The organism is Bradyrhizobium sp. 87 (genome assembly GCF_023073015.1).
GTDB classification, from domain to species: domain Bacteria; phylum Pseudomonadota; class Alphaproteobacteria; order Rhizobiales; family Xanthobacteraceae; genus Bradyrhizobium; species Bradyrhizobium canariense_D.
In genome coordinates, this window is the sequence record NZ_JADPIQ010000073.1 from 1 (window position 1) to 21,410 (window position 21,410).

Consider the following 21,410-nt stretch of genomic DNA (forward strand, 5'->3'; position numbering starts at 1 on the left):
CGTTGTCCAGCCGCATCAAGAAGCCGGATATACGTCAGCAGTTGTGGCCGTCGATCCTGATCAAGCCAGTCGTTGCAATCGGGCGGGGTCCATATACGTTCCACATATGAGGGGCAAGGTCATCCGGTACCCAGGGCAGTTGACAGCGATTAGACGACAAGAAACTGTTCCGGCTCTACCGGGAAGAGAGGCTTGCGGTGCGCCGCCGTGGCGGGCGCAAGCGGGCGATCGGGACCCGGGCGCCGATGATGGTGCCGATGGCGCCGAACGACCGCTGGTCGCTTGACTTCGTATCGGATCAGCTCACCGATGGCCGTCGAACCCGTATCCTCACCGTCGTCGATGATTACACCCGCGAGACTGGTGGCCGACACCTCGCTCTCGGGAACTCGCGTAGCGCGGGAGCTAGACTGGCTGGTGATGGAACGCGGCAGGCCGAAGATGGTGGTCAGCGACAATGGCAGCGAGTTCACCAGCAACGCGATCCTAACGTGGGCCGATCAGAGCCGTGTTGCATGGCATTACATCGCGCCGGGTGATCTGAGGCCGGCAAACTGGACCATTTTTCGCTAGAGTTGCGCTGCGTAAATCCCCTCGGCTGGGAGGAGCGGACAACGATGAAGGCCTCGAAGTTTTCGGACGCCCAGAAGGCGTTTATCCTGAAGCAGGGCAATGACGGGGTCCCGGTTGCGGATATCTGCCGCAAGGCCGGGATCAGCCAGGCGACCTATTTCAACTGGAAGAAAAGGTACGACGGACTGCTGCCGACCGAGACGCGCCGGTTGAAGCAACTCGAGGACGAGAACGCCAAGCTGAAGAAGCTGGTGGCGGACCTATCGCTCGACAGGGAGATGCTGCAGGACGTGATCCGCCGAAAGCTGTGAAGCCTGGTCGGAAGCGCAAGCTCGTCGACGAGGTTTGTGGTGAGTGGCAGGTGTCGATCCGCAAAGCCTGCGCGACCCTCGAGTTCGATCGGTCGACCTACCACTACAAGTCTCGTCGCTCCGGCCAGGCGGCCTTGGAAAAACGGATCAAGGAGATCTGCCATGTTCGCGTGCGCTACGGCTATCGCCGCGTTCACGTGATGCTGCGGCGTGAGGGGTGGCGTCACGGCCAGAACAAGACCCGCCGCATCTATCGCGAAGTGGGCCTGCAATTGCGCAAAAAATCGCCCAAGCGTCGGGTCATGCGGATTCCGATCGATGTCGCCCAGCATTCCGAGATGATCTCGCCCACCATTCCGATTTGAAGTCGCCCACCCGTTCCGAGATGATGTCGCCCACCATTCCGGGATGATGTCGCCCGGGGTATCGCAAAAGCGAACCCGGGGTGACGAGACCTCTTCTGGCTCTCATTAGGGTCAACCTTTCGGCTTTGCGAAGGGGGACCCTGGATGCCGACGGAGAGGCTTGCGATGCGCCGTGTGCGCGATGTGATCAGGATGAAGGCGGCTGGGCTGCCGAGCCGCGAGGTTGCTCGGCGGATGGGCGCAGCGCCCTCGACAGTGCGGCTGACCATCCGGCGGTTCGAGGCCGCAGGCCTGAGCTGGCCGTTGCCCGACGAACTCACGGACGCGGCCCTGGAGGCCCGCCTGTTCGCCAAGACCGGCAACGGTAACCGGCAGGGTCATCGCCGCATCGCCGAGCCCGACTGGGCGGCGGTGCACCGCGAGCTCAAGCGCAAGCACGTGACGCTGTCGATCCTGTGGGAGGAGTACATCGGCGCCGAGCCCGGCGGAAACCGGTACTCGCGCTTCTGCGAGCTTTATCGCGCCTGGGAGGGACGCCTGTCGGTGACGATGCGCCAGGCGCACGCGGCCAGTGACAAGCTGTTCGTCGACTACGCGGGCGACGGCGTGCCGGTGGTGGTCGACCGCCTCACCGGCGAGCGGAGGACGGCGCAGATCTTCGTCGCCGTGCTCGGCGCCTCGAGCTTCACCTACGCGCAGGCGACATGGACGCAGGGGCTCGCCGATTGGATTAGCGCCCATGTTGGCGCGTTCGCGGCGATCGGCGGCGTCCGGCGCTCTTGGTGCCTGACAACACCAAAGTCGCAGTCATCAAGGCGAGCCTCTACGACCCGCAGTCAATCGCACCTATGCGGAGATGGCCGCGCATTACGGCACGGCCGTCTTGCCGGCGCAACCTCGCAAGCCGCGCGACAAGGCGAGCGCTTCATACTGCACCTCATTCCTTTGATGGCGCGGTGATGGCGGTGAGCTGCGCCGGGCGGGCGCCGCGCCCACCGCAGCCCTTGCGGATCGTCATGCCAGGCGGGATCTCCCACAGGCCACGGTTCAGGCTGTCGGTATAGCATTTTGAGATGAGCCCCTGGCGACCCCACGTGTGGACGGCTGTCTCGGAGACGCAGAACTTGGCGGCGATCTCGCGCGTCGTGAGCATACCACGTCGACGCAGCCGCTCATATCGGCTCGCAAGTTTATAGGCGCAGCGAATGAAGGCAACCTTCTTCAGATTAAACGCCTTTGCCTCCCATGTACGATGCAGCGCGTCGCCAGCATGTCGAGCGGATGCGCTATGAAGCCGAGCTTGCGCGTCGACGCTACATGAAGGTCGATCCGGACAACCGAATCGTCGCCGATTCACTCGAGGCCGAATGGGACGACAAGCTGCGCCGGTCATGCCGATGCCGCCGAAGACTACAAGCGCCGGAGCAAACAGCAGGCTGCGGCACTCAGCGCAGAAGCCTAGCGACGCATCCTTGGCCTCGCTGAGCAGCTTCCGCGGATCTGGCAAGATCCGCGAGTTGACTCCCGCGAGTGCAAGCGCATCGTCCGTCTGCTCATCGACGACGTAACCTTAATCAAGTCGCAAACCGTCACGGCCCATGTGCGCCTGTCTGGCGGCGCCACGCGCACCTTGGTGCTCGACCGGCCGTTATCCATCGCCCAGATCCGCAAGTTCAAACCTGAACTCGTCGCCGAGGTTGATCGTCTTCTTGACCATCATTGCGATCGCGAAGTCGCCGAGATTCTCAATAATCACGGATGGCGTACGCGCGCCTCAAGCTCGCGCTGCACCTCAAGGGTGACGGCCAGCGTCATCGGCGTCATCAGCTCGATCATCAGGTCTGCGATCTCCGCATCGACGATCTTCCCAGGAACCGTTTGGCAGGTCCGTCCCGCGGCGTACCGCGTTCGCCTGGCACAGATAGGTTGGGACGGTGCTGCCCTGGCTGTAGCGCACACCCATGCGTTCGCCACACAGGCCACAGACCACGCGACCTTGGAGAAGCGCCGGTCCCTCGCGCGCCGGTCCCGACCGCCGCTCGCCACCGAAGGCACCAGCGTTGTCGGCGAGCCGCCGCTGGTTGACCTCGAAGCGCTCCCAGTCGATGTAGCCCTGGTGCATCCCCGGCATAACGAACTGCCAATCGGCCTTGGCAACCTTGACGACACTGGTGCCACCATCGGGTCGGTGCCGTATGCGAGTTCGGCCATACGCAAAAGCGCCGGCGTAGCGCGGATTGTGGAGCACCTGCAGAACGCGCGCATGGTGCGGCGCCGCCGACAGGAGATCACCCTTGTTCTGTCCTGTCCGGAGTCGGCGCGGGAACAGCAAACCTTGCTCCCGGAAGAAGCGGAGTGTCTGCATAGCACTTCCGGTCTGCTCGAAAGGTATCGAACACGAGACGGATTGCGTTCTGCACCTGGAGGTCGGGATCGAGGCCGGTCGTCCGATCGTTCCGGTAAACCAGCCCGACCGGAGGGCACATCTCGAGCTCGCCGCGACGGGCCTTGTTGAGCTGACCACCACGCATGCGTGCTTTGAGGATGTGCAGCTCGGCCTCGCTCATGGTACCTTTGAGGCCGAGCAAGAGGCGATCGTTGAAGCTGGCTGGATCATAGATACCGTCTTCGTCAAGGATGAGCGTCGCCGTCAATGCGCAAAGCTCGATGAGCTGGTGCCAGTCGGCCGAGTTGCGCGCAAGGCGCGAGACCTCCAGCCGCATGATAATACCGGCCTTGCCGAGCGCCACCTCGCTCACCAGCTGCTGGAAGCCGTCGCGTGCTGTCGTACTTGATCCGGCTTGCCGAGATCGCGATCGATAACGCGAACGCGCTCGACCGACCAGCCGGCCACAACTGCTCGATCCCTCAACCCATATTGGCGCTCGGTGCTCTCGCCGTGCTCGGCGACCTGGCGAAGGGTCGATTGGCGGACATAGAGGTAAGCGTCGCGCTTGAGATGGTCGGCGGTGACTTTAAGCTCAGGCATGGAAGGGTTCATTGCGATTGCGACGACGATGCCGGCGATGAGGCGCGCGACGTCGCTTGTTGCGGGCGACCGATTGTCTGGGACCGATGCGCGAGCCGATGGTCGTGGCAGGCCGCCTCGGTATCGACCTCCTGTCCGCGCGCTCGGATCCACGCTGCCAATTCCCGTCGACGAAGAATGGTGAGACCCGGGCAGGCCGTGAACTCGGCACGCAATGCGGCGTCGCGTAGCTTCTCGTAGCTGTCCGCTGCGTCCGCAGGCGCGACGATCAAGCTGGGTTGAGTCGTTTTTTTTTGCGCGCCAGCGCCCGCTCCAGGCTGCGTCGGTGCACCTTGACGCCGAACCGCGCCTCGATCGCATCGACGCAGTGCGACGTCGTCAGTTCGGGTCTTGCTGCTTTGAGAGCGGCGACGAACGCAACGACCTCCGCGGAGACCTTGTGGCCGCCTTTGGGGCCTCGCCGGTTCGGCAACAGGCCGGCAAGCCCGGCGGTCTGCAGGGCGCTCTGCGCCTTGTAGAAGGTCGGGCGCGTCACGCCGAATGTCTCGGCGGCCTCGCTGATCGCAACGCCGTCGACCTGGTGACGTCGCACCATCTCGTAGCGTACCTGCACCAGGTCCTTCGCATCGAAGAATGGGTTGCTGACGAACGAGGGGTCGCGGACGGCTTCCGGATTTGGATTGAGGACGCCGTCTTGCGCCAGCGCCTCGCTCTTCGAATCCCGCTTCTTCGCCCTGGCCATGCTCGGCCTCAATCTGACGTAAATACAAATACGCCTCTATATTTTGGGTGTCAATGGCGACATCGACGCCATATGAAGATCTCGCTGATATGTGACGGTAATACGCCCTACCGCGTCCATGAAATGGCGTTATTATCTTTACACGTGGGGATATTTATCTTTACGCATCGCTGGCGCCCATGCTCTCCGCGAGCCGGTCCAGCGCGTCACGAAGCGCCAGCGGGTCAACCACGCAAAAGGCTGCCCTGCCTGCAGCGATCAGCCTGAACCCATCGGGTGGATCGATATCGGTCCAGGCGCTCGCGATCGTGCAAAGTCGACCGTTCTGGCCCTCATAGACCACCCGGTCTTCGCCTCAATGACGGCGCCGACAGATCAGCTCGAACGTGCGACCGCAAAGCGGATGGAAGGGATGCGTGATCCGCACCTTTTGCTGGATCGTACCCGCATGACCTGCAGTCGACAACTTTTGCCAAAGCCAAGGTCGAAGTCGGGGTCCAAACCGTCGGGCGACGGATTCTGGCGCGTCTGCGCAACCGTCGCTTCTTCTCGCTCGCCGCCCTCAACGAGGCGATCCACGCGCTCCTTGTCGAGCTGAACGATCGACCTCTCCGGAGCTGGGGACGAAGTCGCCGCGACCTGTTCGAGGAGCTCGATCATCCGGCGCTCATCCCTTGCCGGGTGAACCGTACGAGTATGCCGAGTGGAAGCGCTGCAGGGTCAACCTCGATTATCACCTCGAGATCGCCAAGCATTACTACAGTGTTCCTCACAACCTCGTTCATCAGGAGGTCGAGACTCGTATCACCCGAAAGACCGTCGAGATTTTCCTCCGCGGCAAGCGAGTGGCGTCGCATCTGCGCAGCACCTTGCCGCATCGCCCGACGACGATTCCCGAGCATATGCCGAGCTCACATCGCCGCTACCGCGACTGGACCCATGAGCGCATTCGTTCCGAAGCCGCCAAAGTCGGCCCCGACGCCGACACCCTGATCGGCGTCATCCTGCGGTCGCGGCCCCATCCGCAACAGGGCTTCCGCTCGGCGATCGGCATTCTCGGACTGGTCAAGCGATACGGCCGTGAACGCGTCGACGCTGCCTGCGCCCGTGCCCTTCTGCTCAACGCCCGTTCCTACAAATCGGTCGCCGCCATCCTCAAGAACGGCACCGACAGAACTGCTCCTCCCACCGAGGAGCGCCTATCCTCTTCCACGCCAACATCCGTGGGCGAAGCTACTACAACTGATCAGGAGATCATGGTGCTCATTCACCCCACTGTCGATCGCTTGCGCGCCCTCGGTCTCACCGCCAGGGCCGATACCCTCGCCGAACTGCAGAACAATCCCGAGGCGGCCGAGATGCCGCACGCCGACTGCTCGGCCTCCTCGTGGATCGCGAGGTCACCGCCCGCGACAACCGCCGCTTCACGCGCCGCTTAAGCAGTGCAAAACTCCGTCAAGCTGCCGTCATCGAGAACGTTGACTATCGCACCGCTCGCGGCCTCGACCGTTCGCTCTTCCAGAATCTCGCCACCAGCCAATGGATCCGTTATGGCAACCACCTGGTCATCGTCGGCCCAACCGGCACCGGCAAGTCGTGGCTTGCCTGTGCGGCCATGCCGAGAAGCGCCGCGACCGGCCGTCAGTAGAGCGGCATCAACGTTCTGATCCTCTGGGGGCCACCACCGAACGCGCATTCACCGGTCAAAGCTGGCTTACCTTCCGCCAGGCGCTCTCGCTCGGCGGTCACGTCCGCAGGGGCGAACGTGGGACCACCGTTGTCTATGCCGACCGCTTTGTGCGGGTCGACGAAAAGCGGCGCGCGAGCGAAACGGGCGACGAAGCGCAGGCCATTCCGTTCCTCAAGCGCTTCACGGTCTTGAATACCGATTAGTGCGACGGTTTGCCATCGGAGATCGCAATGACGGCGCCGCCTTCGCCGCCAGGCCCGATCGAGCCGCAGGTCGAATATCTGATCAGGGCGAGCGGGATCGACTTCCGTATTGGCGGCAACAGCCACGCTCTGAACAATGCTACGCTGCCTTTTGGCCTGGCTCTCGCCAACAAAGGATTTGCGGCTGTCCTGGAAAATCCGCATCTACGTGCCGGGCTGAATGTCTATCACGGCCGGCTTACTTACGAGGCTGTAGCCGAGAGCCTCGGGCTGCCATTCTTCCCGATCGAACAGGCTGCGGCCCGATCCGAGGGCCTCTAGGCGACATTTTCTCCGATTTGGCGGGCCGCCTCCTTGGAAGTGGTCCGCCTTTTTTGTGAGCTGCCGAAGGTTTTGATCTCGGAAAGGCTGTGTGTCCCCCGGCGCTCGTTCCTCATTCAATTGATTCTCTGATGCTGTCGATTCGAACATTCGAACGCCAAGAAAGACTATGGCTTTCTGACGTGCTCGTCGGCGGCCAATAATTTATGGCGGGAAGGTCGCAGGCTCGACGGGTGAGTTGGCGTTCCGAAGAGTCTAAAGCGCAAACCGCTCATTAGTGTTGTCTGATACGGCCACCACTCCGATTAGGGCGATCTTTGCTTTTGCTCAAGCTTGCCCGTCGGGCGCCCTGCTTCGGCCAACTCGTCAACGCCAATCAGTCCTTGGCCACGCACTAATTCCTTGACCGTGCGATCAGGCTCATCGTCGTTCCGGCGCACCGATCCGAACGGGCGCTCCAGCATGCGGCGGACACGTAAGGGTTCAGGGCCAACGTGGAAAGCCGCTGCCTGCCTATCTAGGGAGCGATCCGACTGCGTCGACCGGTTGCGCTGTCGCAGATAGTCTAGCCATGTTGGACAGTGGTAGCGCTCGGTCCAGAGTTCGGGGTCGGCAATGTCGCGCGCAATCGACCAGCCATAGGCGCCGGTGCGCTGGCGGAATAGCTGCACGTCCTGCATCACATTGTGAAACGCCCGCGCATTCTCCCGCGATACCCGATACTCAATCTCGACCACAAGCGGACCGCTGCGTCCAGAAAGTTCGAGCCGAACTTCGGGATCGGCCAGCATCTCGGCTTCTTGCTCACGAGCGCTGATGCGTGGCATCGGTAACCAGACCCCCAAAAGCGGTGTCACAAGCATTAAACCGGCCGAAATCAGCAGGGTCGTTTGTACCCCCGTGACATCGGCTAGATAACCCCATGCCCAGCTGCCAATGGCAATTCCGCCCGATCCTGCCGCCTGGTAGGCCGCCAGCGATCGGCCAGCGACCCAGCGCGGCGCCGCCAACTGCACCCCAATGTTAAACAGCGCCCACGCAATCATCCACACGGCGCCCGCAAGGAAAAGCGCAACCGCGGTCAACACTGGCTCGCCGCTCAGCGCTACTGCTATAATCGCCCCGCCCATCGAAAGCGCGCAAGCGCGGATTGCCGCTTCGCCACCCATGCGTTTGCGCAGATCGGTGATATTCAGTGCTCCGAGCACTGCGCCGAGACCAAAGGCACTAAGCATGGTGCCATACGTTTGGGCGCCACCATGCAGGAGGTCGCGAGCGATAAGGGGCATGAGCGCGATTATCCCGCCACCGATCACGCCCATCACCATGGAGCGAATCATCACGATCGTGATCGACGGCGAATTGATGATATAGCGCACACCCGAAACGATGGCGCGGCTAAGCCTCTCGGGCGGCAAACGATTCGGCACAGAGGTACGCTTCCAAAGGAACAGCGCGACGATCAGCGGAAGATAAAGCAAGGCATTGAACGCGAATGCAGCGACCGCACCCGCGGTTGCAACCACGATGCCGCCTATGGCGGGCCCAAGGCTTCTCGCAATGTTGTAGCTGATGCTGTTCAGTGCCACTGCTGCTGGAAGAGTTTCGAAGGGCACTTGCTCGCTGACCGAGGATTGCCAGGCCGGATCCATCAGGGCCATGCCGGTGCCGACCACGAAGCACAACGCCAGCAACAAATTTGGCGTGATCAATTCGAGCCAAGCGAGTGCCGTCAGTGCGGACGCGCCGGCGAGCGCGATACTGACAGAGACCAACGCAATGATACGCCGGTCGTGCATGTCGGCGATCGCACCAGCGGGCATAGAGATCAGCATGACCGGCAGCATCAGAGCAGTCTGCACTAGCGCAACCTTGTCGGCCGACGATGTCATCTGCGTCATTGCCCAAGCAGCGCCGACACTCCGAATGAGAGCGCCGAGATTCGCGAGCACACTCGCCAGCCAGATGCGCCGGAAGGTGGGAAGGCGGAGCGGCGCGGTGATGCCATCAGCGCCAAACGTCTTCGGCTTGGACGAATTCGTCATCTCGGCCCTTGCTTCGCATCGGAAGATCGGATTGGCCCGGCCGTTAACGGTACGAAAGGCTTCGCCAGCGAACGGCCAGACACTTCATCTGATTTGCTCATCTCGAGTACGAATGCCGTAAGGCAACAGCAGCCGTGGATCACAATCCCACACCGTTCGTGCATGAGAGCTCGCCTGCCGCCACTTAAAGGTAAGCGCCAACGAGTTTCGGCACTTGGCTGTCGATGCCACTGATAAAGCCGTGAGGTCGGGTTGTGGCACGCTCTTGATAAGCTGATGAAGGTCAGTGGCGGAATAATCCAGTCGCGACGTTGATAGTGTTGGCGAGCAGGGGGCATGCGCGCCGCCGCCACGATCTGCCGGAGCAATTTGAGCCACTCCGTCAAGCGAACCGCAAATGACTTCCGCCGCGTTCTTGTCTTTTGCATCGTCTTGTCAGAGTGGATGGCTTATGCGATCGATTTACAAGCCACTTGATCGAGCTGGATTGCTTAGAATAATCAATCCGAAAGGAACCCGCCCAAGAGAGCGGATAAAGTAGAGCATCGAGGCGATTGTTTTTTGCGTTGTACGCAAATGAGCGATGAAAAACCGCGCGAAGACTAAGCAGAGGAAGGAGCGCCCCGTTCAGTCCTCCGAGGGAGACTCGATCGGAATGGCAAAACCTGTTTTCACACGATCCATAATAACCATCGTTTTGAAGCCTTTGATATCCGAGTTCTCATAGAAGAAGCGGCGCGTGAACTGCTCATAATCCTCCATGGTGCGAGCGGTAATGTAGAGGACAAAATCGGCGTCGCCGGTGACGTAAAAACCGTTGACGACCTCAGCCGAGGATTTGATGGCCTTCTTGAACTTGTCTATGATGTCTGAACGCTCTCGTTCCAGGCTGACCAGCACAAGCATCTGGATGGGCCGCCCCACCGCCCTTGCGGAAACGATCGATACGTCGGCTTCGATTATTCCGTCCGAGCGTAGTCGCTTCAACCGGCGCTGACATGCGGTAGCAGAAAGCCCAGCCATTTCACCGATGACCTCGGAAGTCAGCCGGTTATTCTTCTGAACGATCTCCAGGATGCGGGCGTCTATCCGGTCGTATTGCATTATTGAGCTCCAGCCTTCAGGTGCATTCCGTCGCGAAGTGCATATGCGTTGCAGAAAATCGCCCGATCGACGCGGAAATGCGACGCAAATCTCTATTCACTATTAGTATCCTGATTGCATGTACAATTTCAACAAATGACCGCGTGGGACCCCCAAATGGTGTTTCAAAGTACCCGGCAGAAACGTCCTCACTCGGTCGGTCTGGCTAGCACGTATCTACAAAATCTGCGCCGTCGCGATTTTCTGTCTGGAGCGGCGCTCGTCGACGGTCAGTGGGTGTCCGGCGGCGAGCGGGACCATGTGATCGATCCCGCGACGGGCGAGGAGATCGCGGATGTTGCTCGTTGCGGGGCCGCTGAGATGGAGGTGGCGGTAGCTGCGGCTGAACGGTCGTTTCCCGCATGGCGAGAACTGTTGCCGACAAGGAGAGGTGCGATCCTCCGGAGTTGGGCCGCATTGATGCTCGAGCACGAGGAGGAGCTCGCGATCCTGGTGACGAGCGAGCAAGGGAAGCCGCTTGCTGAGGCGCGCCAGGAGATCGCGTACGGTGCTGGCTTTCTTGAGTGGTTCGCAGCAGAGGGGGAGCGTGCCTACGGGGAGACGATCCCGAGCCATAAGCTTGGCAGCCTGCTTCACGTGCGAATGCAGCCAGTAGGTGTCGCGGCGGCGATAACCCCGTGGAATTTTCCTATAGCGATGATCACACGAAAGGCGGGGGCGGCCCTCGCCGCCGGATGTCCAATCATTGTGAAGCCTGCTCCCGAGACGCCGCTGTCCGCGCTGGCGCTGGCTAGGCTTGCCGAGCAGGCCGCGCTCCCGCAAGGCGTGTTTCAGGTGCTCGTCGGCAATCCCATCGAGCTTTCGAAGCCTCTATTGAGTGATACGAGAATACGAGCTCTCTCGTTTACGGGTTCTACGGAAGTGGGCCGCCTGCTTCTTGAGGGTGCAGCCGAGAGCGTCAAGAAGGTCTCACTCGAGTTGGGGGGGCATGCTCCCTTTCTGGTGTTCGACGATGTCGATGTTGAGAAAGCCGTTAAGGGTGCGGTGGCGGCAAAATTTGCCACGTCCGGACAGGACTGTTTGGCTGCTAACCGCATCTACGTGCAAAGAAGTATTTATGGCGCCTTCGTTGAACAGTTTGCCGCCAGGATAGCCCAACTGAGAGTTGGCCATGGTCTGGAGCCTACAACAGATATCGGGCCAATGACCAAGGTGTCCGTCGCCGACAAATGCAGGTCTCACATCGATGATGCTGTGAAGAAAGGGGCGCGCGTTGTATCGCCACAGCAGGGCGCGAGCTTAGGTCGCAACTTCGTCCGTCCGACCTTACTCAGCGATGTCACCGAGGACATGCTGATCGCTCGCGAGGAAACATTCGGGCCAGTGGCGGCCGTGCTTCCCTTCGACTCTGAAGAAGAGGTTATCGCCCGAGCAAACGCTAGCGAAATGGGGCTTGCTGGGTACGTCTACACGGACAATTTACGTCGAGCGATACGACTGTCAGAGCGTATCGAATGCGGCATGGTCGGCATCAATACCGCCTCGTTTACTGGCCCACCCATCCCGTTCGGGGGATGGAAACAATCCGGGCTCGGTCGCGAAGGGTCGCGACACGGATTAGCGGAATTTATGGAACTGAAATACGTCTGCTTCGGCGACCTGGCGACTTAGGAGAGTGAAATGATGGACATCAAGACCATTGCTGAACGGGATCGCTCAAGTGTTTTGCATCCTTTCACTCAGCTCAAGGACTACGCCACCGGCAAGATTGGTGACCCGACGATCGTCACTGGCGGAAAGGGTATCCATATCAAGGACGCAGAGGGCCGCAGCTATATTGACGGCTTTGCTGGCCTTTATTGCGTAAACATCGGCTATGGTCGGACCGAGGTAGCCGAAGCCATCGCGCGCCAAGCTTACAGCTTGGCGTACTACCATACATATGCGGCGCACACGACCGAAGAACTGGCCACGCTTTCGGACCGTCTCGTGCGCATGGCGCCTTGCAAGGCAAGTAAAGTATTCTTTGGGCTCTCGGGATCGGATGCAAACGAGACGCAAGCAAAGCTCGTCTGGTACTACAATAATTTACGCGGCCAGCCTAAGAAGAAGAAGATCATCTCGCGTGAGCGCGGGTATCATGGTTGCTCGGTGATCTCCGGTTCGATGACTGGCATGTCATTTTATCACGATCACATGGACCTGCCTTTCCCGGGTGTTCTGCATACAGGAACGCCGCATCATTATTGGGGCGCCGAACCGGGCGAGACCGAAGAGGACTTTTCGCGCCGGCGAGCGGCCGAGCTTGAGCAGCTAATCGTGGGAGAGGGTCCAGAAACGGTCGGTGCTTTCATTGCTGAGCCGGTGCTCGGCACGGGTGGCATTACGCCGCCGCCTGCGGGTTACTGGCGCGAAATCCAGGCAGTGCTAAGACGGTACGACGTTCTTTTGATTGCCGATGAGGTTATCTGCGGATTCGGCCGAACCGGCGCGGACTTCGGCAGCACGCTGTACGGGATCGAGCCGGATCTTGTCACAGTCGCCAAGGGGCTGACATCCGGGTACATGCCGCTCTCGGGAGCAATCGTCGGCCACAAAGTTTACAAGGTCATGGAGGAAGCCGCCGATCGCATCGGAGCATTCTCCCATGGATATACTTATTCCGGTCACCCGATCGCGGCAGCAGCCGCCAATGCGGTGCTCGACATCGTCGAGAAGGAGCGACTAAGCGATCGCGCCGGAACCGTGGGCGCTCATTTTCAAAAGCGGCTCAAGGAGCGGTTTGCCCACCTGGAAATCGTCGGAGAAGTTCGCGGCGTGGGCCTGCTAGGCGCAATCGAGTATGTTGGCGATCGTCAAACGAAGCGGCGATTTGATCCGGAGCTAAAGGTGGGTGCCCGCATCTCGAAGGCGGCTCGCGATCGTGGGCTTATTGCACGGGCGATGCCGCATGGAGACATTCTTGGTTTTGCACCGCCTCTCGTTGTGTCTGAGGCTGAGATCGACGAAATCGTTGAGCTGGCCTATCAAGCAACCAAACAGGTGATGGACGAACTGGCGAATAAGTAGGCAGTCTCGTAACTCGGAACTCTTTCGTGCAGGCTCAACATCGCAATCAGCAAGCTATCGTCCCTCCAAAGTGGACGCACCATAGGAACGGCGACTAAGCGCCTCGCTTGCTGGTGGTGACGGGCCGCATCCGAAGTTAAGCTGTTAAATCCACAAGTCGCTTGAAGTGACCGGGGCCGAATGGGAAGGGTGAGTAGAAGGGTAAATTCTTGCAGCACACGGCCAGAACAGTTACTCATTCCCTTGATCTAAACGCTGCAGAAGGCGAATTCGCAGGTTGACGATCCTAGGACGACCATGCCTTCGAGATGCACAGAGACCTTTCTGGCATCGGACCGAGCCGGATGGCTCAATTGGCTGCGCCATTCGGGTTCAGAAGAAGCACCCGAACGCCGCTAGGAACGTCCATGGCGGCTGTTTCATGACGTTCGCTGGCGATTGCCTTTTGCGATAGCCGCGCCTGTGCTTCAGGAGACGGGCGTAACAGTCGATTCGGCTGCCAGTTTCTGGACGCCGGACGGGAGGGCGACCCCATCCTGGGTACCGGCGGAGTTAGTCGTCCGTTAATAACCCGGTTGAAGCGATGAACGGTCGCTTGTGGCTGCGATGAGGGTGGCCAGGAAGAGGCACCAAAGAACCCTCAGCCAGGCGAGGATGCGGCGGAAGTTGTGGCCGACGGCAGAGAGGATGACGTTGGCCGCATCGCCGGCGCGGCCTTTGAGGTAGCAGCGGCCGAGGTGACCATCGGCCTTCAGGTGTCCGATAATGGGTTCGATGGCAGAGCGGCGGCGCAGCTCGCACTTCATGACACCGAAGACGCCGCGCTTCTGGCCGGAGATGAAGACACGGCGCGGGTTCTGCGCGTCATGGCCGCGGTATCCCTTGTCGACATAGGCCCGCTCGATCGCACAGCCGGTGATTGTCTCGGTGCGGTCGATGACGTCCCGCAAGGTGTGACCACCGTACGGGTTATCGGGGAGCGCCCTGGCGTGCAGCACGAACAGGCCGCCGGGAGCCCGGCGGTTGTTGGTGACGATGGAGGCTTTGACACCGAACTCGTAAGGCGCAGCTGCTTTGCCCTTGCCGATAATACAGCTTCCAGCCGCGCTGGCGCTGCTGCTGCGAGCGGATCTGGGAGGCCCGGCCAAGCGGGAGGGCGAAGGCGTTCTCCAGCACTGCCTGACCTTCGATCTTGCGGCGGATATCGCGGATGATCCGGCCCAGCCGGCTGCGCAGGAGACGCAACTGCCGCTGATGGCGCCTGAACTGTTTGGCATGGGCGTAGCGGGAAGCCATCATGGCCGCGGTCTTGGCAATGCGAAGATAGGACTGCCGCAGCCTGATCCCGTGTGCCGATTCCGACGATGGCGCGCATGTATTCCGATCTGATGCCGCGCAGCTTTCCGATCTGATCGCGCGCAGGTGGAGCACCTGATCGTCGTGGCAAGATGTCACCGTGTTTGGGGTCCGGTCAAGCGGCAGCGGGGATGGTGGACCTGCGCATGGATTCGCCGCTGAGTTCGAGCCGGTGAGCGTTGTGAACCAGGCGGTCGAGGATTGCATCGGCGTAGGTGGGATCCCCGATCAGATCGAACCAGCGGGCCACCGGGAGCTGGCTGGTCACCAGCGTTGAGCGACGCCCGTACCGGTCTTCGAGGATTTCGAGCAGGTGGTGACGGGCATTACCGTCGAGCGGTGCAAGCCCCCAATCCTCGAGGATGAGGAGATCGACCCTGGCGAGGCTTTTCATGCGCGCCGCGATGCGGCCGTCACCCTTGGTCAGGGACAGGTCATCGATCAGGCGCGGCAGCCGGGCGTAGTGGACCGAGCGATTGTCACGGCAAGCCTTGTGGCCGATGGCGCAGGCCAACCAACTCTTCCCGACGCCGGCCGGCCCGATAATGGCCAAGCCCTCATGGGCGGCGATCCAGTCGCCCTTGATCAGCCTGTCGGACAGTCGGCGATCGAGACCGCGCGCCGCGCGGTAATCGACGTCCTCGGGCACGGCGTGGTGGCGTAGCCGGGCATGACGAAGGCGAAGCGCAAGGCGCCGGTCATTGCGGTAGGTCGCCTCGTGATCGAGGAGAAGGGCAAGCCATTCGGCGTGGCTGAGGTTGGCGACATCGCCGTTGCTTTCAAGTTCGATGAACGCATGGGCCATGCCTGCCAGACCGAGTTGGCCCAGCAGTTCGAGAGTCGGGTGTTTGAGCATTGCAGTCCTTTCAGTGGTAATATCCGGGGCCCCGGATGTTGGTGTGGAAGATCGGCGTTTGCTCCGGGGCTTTGCGCACCGGGATCTTGTCGAGCCCCTTCTCAAGGATCGATTTGACCGAGGGATAGTTGCGCGCCTGGATCTCCAGCGCGCGCCGCGCGGCCGCTTCCAGGCGTTCGGCGCCGAAGCGCTTCTCCAGTCCGATGATGCCGAGGCATGAACGGTAGCCCTGCTCGGGATGCGGCCGATCCTCGATGATATTCTCAACCAGCAGCGACAGCATTGGCCCGATCCGCGCAGCTCCTTCCCGGATTTTCAACGGTGTCCATTCACGGTAGCGCCGGTGGCTGGACGGCATATGTTCGGGGATCGTCGTATGCCGCCCGTTGCCGCTTCCACGCATGTGGGTGGCGATGCGTTCGCCATCAAGGAAGATTTCGACGGTGCGTGCGGTAATGCGGGCCTCGACCTCGCGGCGGGCGAAGCGCCACGGCACCGAGTAATGGTGGTGCTCGATCACAATGTGATAATCGAGCCCAACCCGGCAACGCTTCCACTCAGCATGGATCCACGGTTCGCTCGGCAGCGGCTTGAGGTTCGGCGCGTCGATCTCCTCGAACAGCTGACGCCGCGTTTTGCTGTACTGGCGCAGCACCCGTGTGTCGTTGAGATCGGCGATGCACTCGGCGACCGCAGCGTTCACGTCGGCCAGGCTGCAGAAGATCCGGTTACGCAAGCGGCCCAGAATCCAGCGTTCGACAATGCCGACGCAGGCCTCGACTTTCGCCTTATCCCGCGGCTTCCTCGGCCGCGCCGGGAGCACCGCCGTGCCGTAATGGCGCGCCATGTCGGTATAGCTGCGGTTGACCATCGGATCGAAGTGACACGCCTTGATCACCGCGACCTTCGCGTTGTCGGGGACCAGAAGATGGGCCACGCCGCCGAAGAATGCGAAGGCGCTATTGTGCGCCTCGGTCCAGTCGGCGAACTGCTCGGTCCACGTCGCGCAGGCAAATGACAAGCTCGATCCGCCAGCACCGCCACAAACAGATGGGCATCGCGCACCTCACCGGTCCGGCGGTCGACTACAACCGGCACCCTGTCGCCGGCGTAATCGACAAACATCTTCTCGCCGCCCACGTGGTTCTGCCGCATCGTCAGAGGCAGGCGGCCTTCCCAGCGCCGGAACAGGTCACACCAACGACTGTAGCGATAGCCACCCGGGTGCGCGGCGATATATTCTTCCCACAGAACCTGCAGCGTCACATGCTTGCGCTTCAGCTCACGTGCCACCGCCGACCAGTCCGGTTCCGCCTGCTTGCGCCGGCCGGGCTTAACCTCAGGTAAGCCGTACAGGCACGCTTCCAGGTCGGCATCGCTTATCTCCACAGGGACTGGCCAGCTCAGCCCGGAGCGGGCAAACCGCTTCAGCATATCCCGGACCGTCGTCGCCCCGACCCCGGAACGCTCGCCAATCACCCGCGTCGATAGCCCTGCTTCCAGGCTCAGACGCAAAATCTCGCGCACGTGGCGCATCGTAACCCTCCTCGTCGGCATCCATTTCTCCGGTCGCTATCCGACCGGAAAATGCCCCAACGATCAGGTTCTCCTACCTCCAAAGTGCGCGCGATCGCCTCGGAATCGGCACCCGTGCTTCCTCGCCAGACGGTTGAGCCCCTTGATCGCCGCGTGCAGCAGCTTGGCATCGGTCGGGAAGGTGATGGCCTTTGGCTGCACCGTGGTATCGACTGTGACCCGCTTGAGGTCTTGGCCGCGTAACGCGCCGGCCTCGTGCGCCACCCGCAGGCTCTCGGCCAGCAGCAGTTCCAGCTTGTCGCCGAGCCGCTTGCGCCAGTGGCTCAGGTCCGAGCGCTCGTGCGGGAAGGCGTGCTGGAAGAACTCTTCGCCGGTGAAGTACTGGAAATACGGGTCGTGGACCCAGCGCTCGCACACCCCCTCATCGGACAGGCCGTAAATGTGCTTGAGCAGTAGCAGCCCCGATCATGAAGCGGGTCGTGATGCCGGGCCGGCCGTTCTCGCTGTAGAGCGGTGCGATCTCGCCGTCGATCCAGTCCCAATCGACCTTGCCGGCGAGCTGAACCAGCTCGTGCTTCATGTTGATGATCTGGTCCAGCCTGGCCCGGAACAGATCGCCCGATCCCGTCGTCCTGTGCTTCTTCGGTCGCATCGCCACCTCCGATGCCACCACGGAATCATGTCCGGTGATTCGACGGAATCCTGAAAATGAAATTGCAGGGTTCTGATGCCCGAAGGATCAAAACCCTGCAATCCAAAAACAGTCCACAACCACGAATGCGATTCTGGCTCAGTCGCTTAGCCAAACTTCACAGACGACGAGTTACGCGCGCCGGCGGCTCGCTGATCTTCGTGCACGGTCAATTGACGGTTGGAAAGCGGACCTTGTTTACCTTCTCTGGCACGATCAAGCGCGGAAGCAAGAACACCATAGCATAGCTTGTGCCACTTTTTTACCTTGGACGGCTCAAGCTGCGGCTTGAAGTTGCAGAAGAATATGCGACTGCGTTGTTTGCAACCGATTAGGCTTGAGCAGGGTCTCTTGATCGCGACGTCGATCGCGAAGAACGGCGCGAACGAGCTGTTATGCGTCCGAGCCATTTGAGACTGCACCGGCCTGGACGATGCTTCGACCTGGTGTCTGCTCATATAGATGGTGTATCCTTCCGTATCGAAGAGTATTGAAATGGAACGTGTGGACTGAACGCTGCAGGGTCCGTCTACATTGCGCATTGGCCAACCTTTTCTCGGTAGCATCTGCACGGTCCAGGATATCTACGGCGCGTCTGGTTCCGCAATGACGCCAGGATCAGCAGGCCGCCGACCGATTAAAACAGTTCTATCGGCGGAAGACGGTGGCTGCCGATGAGCGATCCATCCTAGAATACAAGAACGTCCAAGACTGAAAAGCGTGCAAGCACCGGCTGCCCAGGCGCAACTCCCGGCGTCCTCCCGACGTTCTTGCGGATCGCCAACAGCCTCCCTTTCTCGGGCAGCTCGACGACAACATGCACGTCGGCCCCAAGAGACGCCACATCGAGAACCACCCCCCTCAAAACGTTGTGCTCTGCGTCTTGAAGCGGCTCCGGCGCGGCGCCAGTCAATAGCTCAATATTTTCTGGTCGCACGCAAAGATCGGCAGTGCTGGAGTGGCCCGATTGCGACGATCGTGCTCGAATCTCAACGCCACCATTGGCGACGAAGGAGCTGAGGCCCTGATTTGAACAGCCGGTTCGCGCTCCATTGAACCAGTTTGACCTTCCTACGAACTCGGCGACAAACTTGTCGGCTGGGCTCTCATAAATCTGCGTCGGCGTGCCACGCTGAACAATCCTGCCTGAATGCATGACGACGACTTCGTCGCCCAAGCTCAAGGCTTCCTCTTGATCGTGGGTAACAACGATGGTGGTGGCGCCGACTGATCGGAGAATCTCCTTCAGCTCGATGCGCAATTCGAGACGAAGCTTAGCATCAAGTGCGGATAAGGGTTCGTCGAGAAGAACAATTTTGGGATCCGTTGCGAGCGCTCGGGCAAGCGCAACGCGCTGCTGCTGTCCGCCGCTCAGCTGATTGGGATATCTGGTCTCCATCCCGGAGAGTTGTACAAGCGACAACATCTGCCTGACCCGAGACGGAATCGCCGCAGCAGAGGATCCTCGGTACCGCAGTCCGTAGGCTACATTCTGGGCCACTGTCATGTGGGGAAAGAGTGCATAATCCTGAAACAGAAGCCCTACATTCCGCTCATACGGCTTTAGATGCCCAACGTCCTCCCCCGCGATTCGGACGGTTCCGCCATCTGGCGCGGTGAAACCGGCAATGATGCGCAGAGTCGTCGTCTTGCCGCAACCGCTTGGCCCCAGAAGAGAAAGGACCCTTCCTTGCTCTATCTCCAGAGACACGTCGTCAACTGCGGTGAAGCCGCCGTACCTTTTCGTGATGTCTTTCAATTCAAGAACATTCATCACCGAGACCTATAGGTTCTATGTCCAATTGCTCGCTCGAGCCCTAGCACGCGGTCCAGCACGATCAGCAGAACAAGCGTAAGGCCCATCAGCGCCACGGCGGCCGCCGCGATCGTGAGATCAAAGCTCGATCTGATCAAACTCGTGAGCGCAACAGGCAGCGTGTATGTATTGAAGTCACTCAGGAATAGGCTGATCGCCACGTCATCCATTGAGGTCGCAAAGGCAAAAATTGCACCGGCAGCAATACCGTTCTTGGCGAGTGGCAAAGTGACTGTGAAGAACACTTGGCGCTCGTTCGCACCAAGGGATAGAGCTGCCTCACGAAGCGCTTCACTGATTCCGGAAAGGCCAACCAGTGTCATTCTAATCGTAAATGGAATCGTGATGATAAGGTGCCCGGCAAACAGCTTTGGAAAGACCGGGAGCAGATCGAAGCGTGAAAGGAACATGAGCAGGCCAAAGCCAATGATGACCCCGGGTAGAACGAGAGGCGACAGAAACGTCGTCGTCAAAAGGTCGCGCCATCGAGGAGACATCCAGCTTGTCCCTAGAGCTGCCATTGCTCCAATTATGGTCGCAGCGATGGTCGTAGCAACTGCCAGTAGCAGGCTCGTGTTGAATGCTGACCACAGATAGTTGTTTTGGAGCAGCTGGACGAACCATTGCGTCGATAGGTCTGCTGGAGGGAACGGGCCAATATAGTCGCGCGCGTCAAAAGCCATGAAGATGGTTACGATGACTGGGAACAACAAGAAAAGTGCTGTTATGGCGATGATGGTGGCCACGCCGAAGGCAAGAATGGCATCAGCGGTCCGCTCGCGAGGCACCGTTTTCGCGCGCGCAACGCCTTTCGTGCCGAACGCCGTTTCCGCGCCGAGCGTCTCGTTGTTGTTAAGCATCTTATTCTCACGCTCGCTCAAGCGACGTCGCCAGTCTGGACATGATGAAGATCAGAAGTAGCGAAAGAGCCATCATGACAATTGAGATCGCCGCGCCGCTTGGATAATTGGCGATTTCGCTAAACCGGCTGTAGATGAGATTCGAAATGAAGAGCACGCGTCCTCGTCCCAAAACCCAGGGTATTACAAAGGCGCTTACACCCAGGGTCATCGAGACCAAAAACGCAGAGACTATTCCGCGGATGCACAGAGGTATTGTTACAGTGATATGAGATGTTAGCGCTGAGGCGCCAAGTGACTGAGCCGCTTCGGTCAAGCGCGGGTTGAGGTTTTGTATCGCTCCGATGAGGATCAGAATCGACATGGGTATCGCATAGTGAAGCAATCCCGCGACGATGACGAAATTGATATACGGCCGGCCATTGGTGTTGATGTCGACGGCAGACACGAGCGGAGCGAGTATTCCGGCGGAGCCGAATGTTAGCTGGAGCGCATAGACCCGAACGAGGGCGCTCAGGAACATGAGCCCGACGATTGCGGAGATCGACGCTTTGCGGACTCTTGCGGACGCAATTCTGGCAATACAATAGGCAATCGGAAAAGCAAACATGATCGCGATGACGGACGCGCAGAATGCCAAAAAATATGTCTGGGCAAAGTACTGCCCATAGACCGGTAAAAAGAGCTCCGCATAGTTTGCCAGAGTGAGCGGAGCTCCTTCTACCGACCCAATGCGACCCGGCTCGAATGTATGGAAGCTCTCAGTGAGCACCATCAACATCGGCACGACCAGGAAGAGAGCGAATACTGCTGCTGCCGGGAGCAGAAGCAGGATTTTAGGTCTCGCAGCCTTCATTCGTTCTCTCCAGCCTGAAAGGCTTAC

The 21,410-nt window shown here is 60.2% G+C and carries 15 protein-coding genes and 10 pseudogenes; 9 read left to right on the forward strand and 16 right to left on the reverse strand.

Translation table 11 applies throughout. The features are described 5' to 3' along the window. Positions 1-149 precede the first annotated feature (149 nt). The 3 pseudogenes from IVB50_RS16415 to istA (IVB50_RS16425) form a co-directional block, all read left to right on the forward strand. Positions 150-537, forward strand: a pseudogene (locus IVB50_RS16415) (DDE-type integrase/transposase/recombinase); the annotation flags it as partial. Positions 538-617: 80 nt separating this feature from the next. Beyond that, a pseudogene (locus IVB50_RS16420) lies at positions 618-1,186 on the forward strand (transposase); the annotation flags it as partial. A gap of 228 nt (positions 1,187-1,414) precedes the next feature. Further along, positions 1,415-2,168 (forward strand): annotated as a pseudogene (gene istA, locus IVB50_RS16425) (IS21 family transposase); the annotation flags it as partial. Positions 2,169-2,186: 18 nt separating this feature from the next. Here the strand turns inward: istA (IVB50_RS16425) and IVB50_RS16430 are convergent. From IVB50_RS16430 to IVB50_RS16460, 7 genes and pseudogenes are all read right to left on the reverse strand, one after another. Next, positions 2,187-2,402, reverse strand: coding sequence for a hypothetical protein (locus tag IVB50_RS16430; RefSeq protein ID WP_247296531.1), 216 nt, complete (start codon positions 2,400-2,402; stop codon positions 2,187-2,189). Between the two features lie 639 nt (positions 2,403-3,041). Continuing rightward, positions 3,042-3,614, reverse strand: a complete 573-nt coding sequence (locus tag IVB50_RS16435; RefSeq protein ID WP_247296533.1) for a recombinase family protein — start codon at positions 3,612-3,614, stop codon at positions 3,042-3,044. Continuing rightward, positions 3,538-3,999: a recombinase family protein gene (locus IVB50_RS16440; RefSeq protein ID WP_247296536.1), complete on the reverse strand. Its 462-nt coding sequence runs from the start codon at positions 3,997-3,999 to the stop codon at positions 3,538-3,540. Before IVB50_RS16440 ends, IVB50_RS16435 begins: the two co-directional genes overlap by 77 nt. A gap of 5 nt (positions 4,000-4,004) precedes the next feature. Beyond that, positions 4,005-4,238 (reverse strand): hypothetical protein, encoded by a 234-nt coding sequence (locus IVB50_RS16445; protein WP_247296537.1) that lies wholly within the window; start codon positions 4,236-4,238, stop codon positions 4,005-4,007. A gap of 268 nt (positions 4,239-4,506) precedes the next feature. Continuing rightward, positions 4,507-4,980 carry a helix-turn-helix domain-containing protein gene (locus IVB50_RS16450; RefSeq protein ID WP_247296539.1) on the reverse strand — a complete coding sequence of 158 codons (474 nt, stop codon included), beginning with the start codon at positions 4,978-4,980 and terminating at the stop codon, positions 4,507-4,509. A gap of 160 nt (positions 4,981-5,140) precedes the next feature. Then, positions 5,141-5,407 (reverse strand): annotated as a pseudogene (locus IVB50_RS16455) (DUF5372 family protein). Then, a complete protein-coding gene (locus tag IVB50_RS16460) occupies positions 5,356-5,640 on the reverse strand; it encodes a hypothetical protein (RefSeq protein WP_247296559.1) in 285 nt (94 codons plus the stop codon). Before IVB50_RS16460 ends, IVB50_RS16455 begins: the two are co-directional and overlap by 52 nt. 14 nt (positions 5,641-5,654) lie before the next feature. On the opposite strand from IVB50_RS16460, the gene IVB50_RS42560 reads away from it, so the two are divergent. The 3 genes and pseudogenes from IVB50_RS42560 to IVB50_RS42715 all read left to right on the forward strand — a co-directional run. After that, complete coding sequence (locus tag IVB50_RS42560) at positions 5,655-6,419, forward strand: hypothetical protein (protein WP_276577030.1); 765 nt, start codon at positions 5,655-5,657, stop codon at positions 6,417-6,419. A 173-nt stretch (positions 6,420-6,592) separates the two neighbouring features. Beyond that, positions 6,593-6,993 (forward strand): annotated as a pseudogene (locus IVB50_RS16470) (ArdC-like ssDNA-binding domain-containing protein); the annotation flags it as partial. Further along, positions 6,991-7,194, forward strand: a pseudogene (locus tag IVB50_RS42715) (alanine dehydrogenase); the annotation flags it as partial. The pseudogenes IVB50_RS16470 and IVB50_RS42715, both read left to right, overlap by 3 nt. A gap of 305 nt (positions 7,195-7,499) precedes the next feature. Here the strand turns inward: IVB50_RS42715 and IVB50_RS16475 are convergent. Beyond that, the gene (locus tag IVB50_RS16475) at positions 7,500-9,239 is read right to left on the reverse strand and encodes an MFS transporter (RefSeq protein WP_247296541.1); all 1,740 of its coding nucleotides are present in this window, start codon (positions 9,237-9,239) and stop codon (positions 7,500-7,502) included. Positions 9,240-9,866: 627 nt separating this feature from the next. Further along, a complete protein-coding gene (locus tag IVB50_RS16480) occupies positions 9,867-10,343 on the reverse strand; it encodes an Lrp/AsnC family transcriptional regulator (RefSeq protein ID WP_247296543.1) in 477 nt (158 codons plus the stop codon). Between the two features lie 156 nt (positions 10,344-10,499). Here IVB50_RS16480 and IVB50_RS16485 point away from each other — a divergent pair, with 156 nt between their 5' ends. Next, complete coding sequence (locus tag IVB50_RS16485; protein ID WP_247296545.1) at positions 10,500-12,014, forward strand: NAD-dependent succinate-semialdehyde dehydrogenase; 1,515 nt, start codon at positions 10,500-10,502, stop codon at positions 12,012-12,014. A gap of 9 nt (positions 12,015-12,023) precedes the next feature. Then, entirely contained in the window at positions 12,024-13,412 is a 1,389-nt protein-coding gene (locus IVB50_RS16490) for an aminotransferase (RefSeq protein WP_247296548.1), read from the forward strand. A 563-nt stretch (positions 13,413-13,975) separates the two neighbouring features. Here the strand turns inward: IVB50_RS16490 and IVB50_RS16495 are convergent. The 4 genes and pseudogenes from IVB50_RS16495 to IVB50_RS16510 form a co-directional block, all read right to left on the reverse strand. Further along, positions 13,976-14,762, reverse strand: a pseudogene (locus tag IVB50_RS16495) (IS5/IS1182 family transposase); the annotation flags it as partial. 121 nt (positions 14,763-14,883) lie between these two features. After that, positions 14,884-15,624, reverse strand: a complete 741-nt coding sequence (gene istB, locus IVB50_RS16500) for an IS21-like element helper ATPase IstB (protein ID WP_247296550.1) — start codon at positions 15,622-15,624, stop codon at positions 14,884-14,886. 10 nt (positions 15,625-15,634) lie between these two features. Then, a pseudogene (gene istA, locus IVB50_RS16505) lies at positions 15,635-17,160 on the reverse strand (IS21 family transposase). Positions 17,161-17,271: 111 nt separating this feature from the next. Then, positions 17,272-17,812, reverse strand: a pseudogene (locus tag IVB50_RS16510) (transposase); the annotation flags it as partial. A 170-nt stretch (positions 17,813-17,982) separates the two neighbouring features. On the opposite strand from IVB50_RS16510, the pseudogene IVB50_RS16515 reads away from it, so the two are divergent. Continuing rightward, a pseudogene (locus tag IVB50_RS16515) lies at positions 17,983-18,099 on the forward strand (PaaI family thioesterase); the annotation flags it as partial. 440 nt (positions 18,100-18,539) lie between these two features. On the opposite strand, the gene IVB50_RS16520 reads toward IVB50_RS16515, so the two are convergent. The 3 genes from IVB50_RS16520 to IVB50_RS16530 are packed head-to-tail and all read right to left on the reverse strand — an operon-like array spanning position 18,540 to position 21,383. Further along, positions 18,540-19,625: an ABC transporter ATP-binding protein gene (locus IVB50_RS16520; RefSeq protein ID WP_247296552.1), complete on the reverse strand. Its 1,086-nt coding sequence runs from the start codon at positions 19,623-19,625 to the stop codon at positions 18,540-18,542. Further along, a complete protein-coding gene (locus IVB50_RS16525; RefSeq protein ID WP_247296554.1) occupies positions 19,625-20,527 on the reverse strand; it encodes an ABC transporter permease in 903 nt (300 codons plus the stop codon). The genes IVB50_RS16520 and IVB50_RS16525 overlap by 1 nt, the downstream gene beginning before the upstream one ends. Positions 20,528-20,534: 7 nt before the next feature. Beyond that, on the reverse strand, positions 20,535-21,383 hold the full coding sequence (locus IVB50_RS16530) for an ABC transporter permease (RefSeq protein ID WP_247296556.1): 849 nt from the start codon (positions 21,381-21,383) through the stop codon (positions 20,535-20,537). Positions 21,384-21,410 lie beyond the last annotated feature (27 nt).

Excerpts from the sequence above, each read along its gene's own strand:
- IVB50_RS16485 (WP_247296545.1), top strand. The coding sequence starts at position 10,500 with ATGGTGTTTCAAAGTACCCGGCAGAAACGTCCTCACTCGGTCGGTCTG.
- IVB50_RS16525 (WP_247296554.1), bottom strand. The coding sequence starts at position 20,527 with ATGCTTAACAACAACGAGACGCTCGGCGCGGAAACGGCGTTCGGCACG.
- IVB50_RS16490 (WP_247296548.1), top strand. The coding sequence starts at position 12,024 with ATGATGGACATCAAGACCATTGCTGAACGGGATCGCTCAAGTGTTTTG.
- IVB50_RS16475 (WP_247296541.1), bottom strand. The coding sequence starts at position 9,239 with ATGACGAATTCGTCCAAGCCGAAGACGTTTGGCGCTGATGGCATCACC.
- IVB50_RS16460 (WP_247296559.1), bottom strand. The coding sequence starts at position 5,640 with ATGATCGAGCTCCTCGAACAGGTCGCGGCGACTTCGTCCCCAGCTCCG.
- IVB50_RS16480 (WP_247296543.1), bottom strand. The coding sequence starts at position 10,343 with ATGCAATACGACCGGATAGACGCCCGCATCCTGGAGATCGTTCAGAAG.
- IVB50_RS16435 (WP_247296533.1), bottom strand. The coding sequence starts at position 3,614 with ATGCAGACACTCCGCTTCTTCCGGGAGCAAGGTTTGCTGTTCCCGCGC.
- IVB50_RS16450 (WP_247296539.1), bottom strand. The coding sequence starts at position 4,980 with ATGGCCAGGGCGAAGAAGCGGGATTCGAAGAGCGAGGCGCTGGCGCAA.
- IVB50_RS16430 (WP_247296531.1), bottom strand. The coding sequence starts at position 2,402 with ATGCTCACGACGCGCGAGATCGCCGCCAAGTTCTGCGTCTCCGAGACA.
- IVB50_RS16530 (WP_247296556.1), bottom strand. The coding sequence starts at position 21,383 with ATGAAGGCTGCGAGACCTAAAATCCTGCTTCTGCTCCCGGCAGCAGCA.
- IVB50_RS16520 (WP_247296552.1), bottom strand. The coding sequence starts at position 19,625 with ATGAATGTTCTTGAATTGAAAGACATCACGAAAAGGTACGGCGGCTTC.
- IVB50_RS16445 (WP_247296537.1), bottom strand. The coding sequence starts at position 4,238 with ATGCCTGAGCTTAAAGTCACCGCCGACCATCTCAAGCGCGACGCTTAC.
- istB (WP_247296550.1), bottom strand. The coding sequence starts at position 15,624 with ATGCTCAAACACCCGACTCTCGAACTGCTGGGCCAACTCGGTCTGGCA.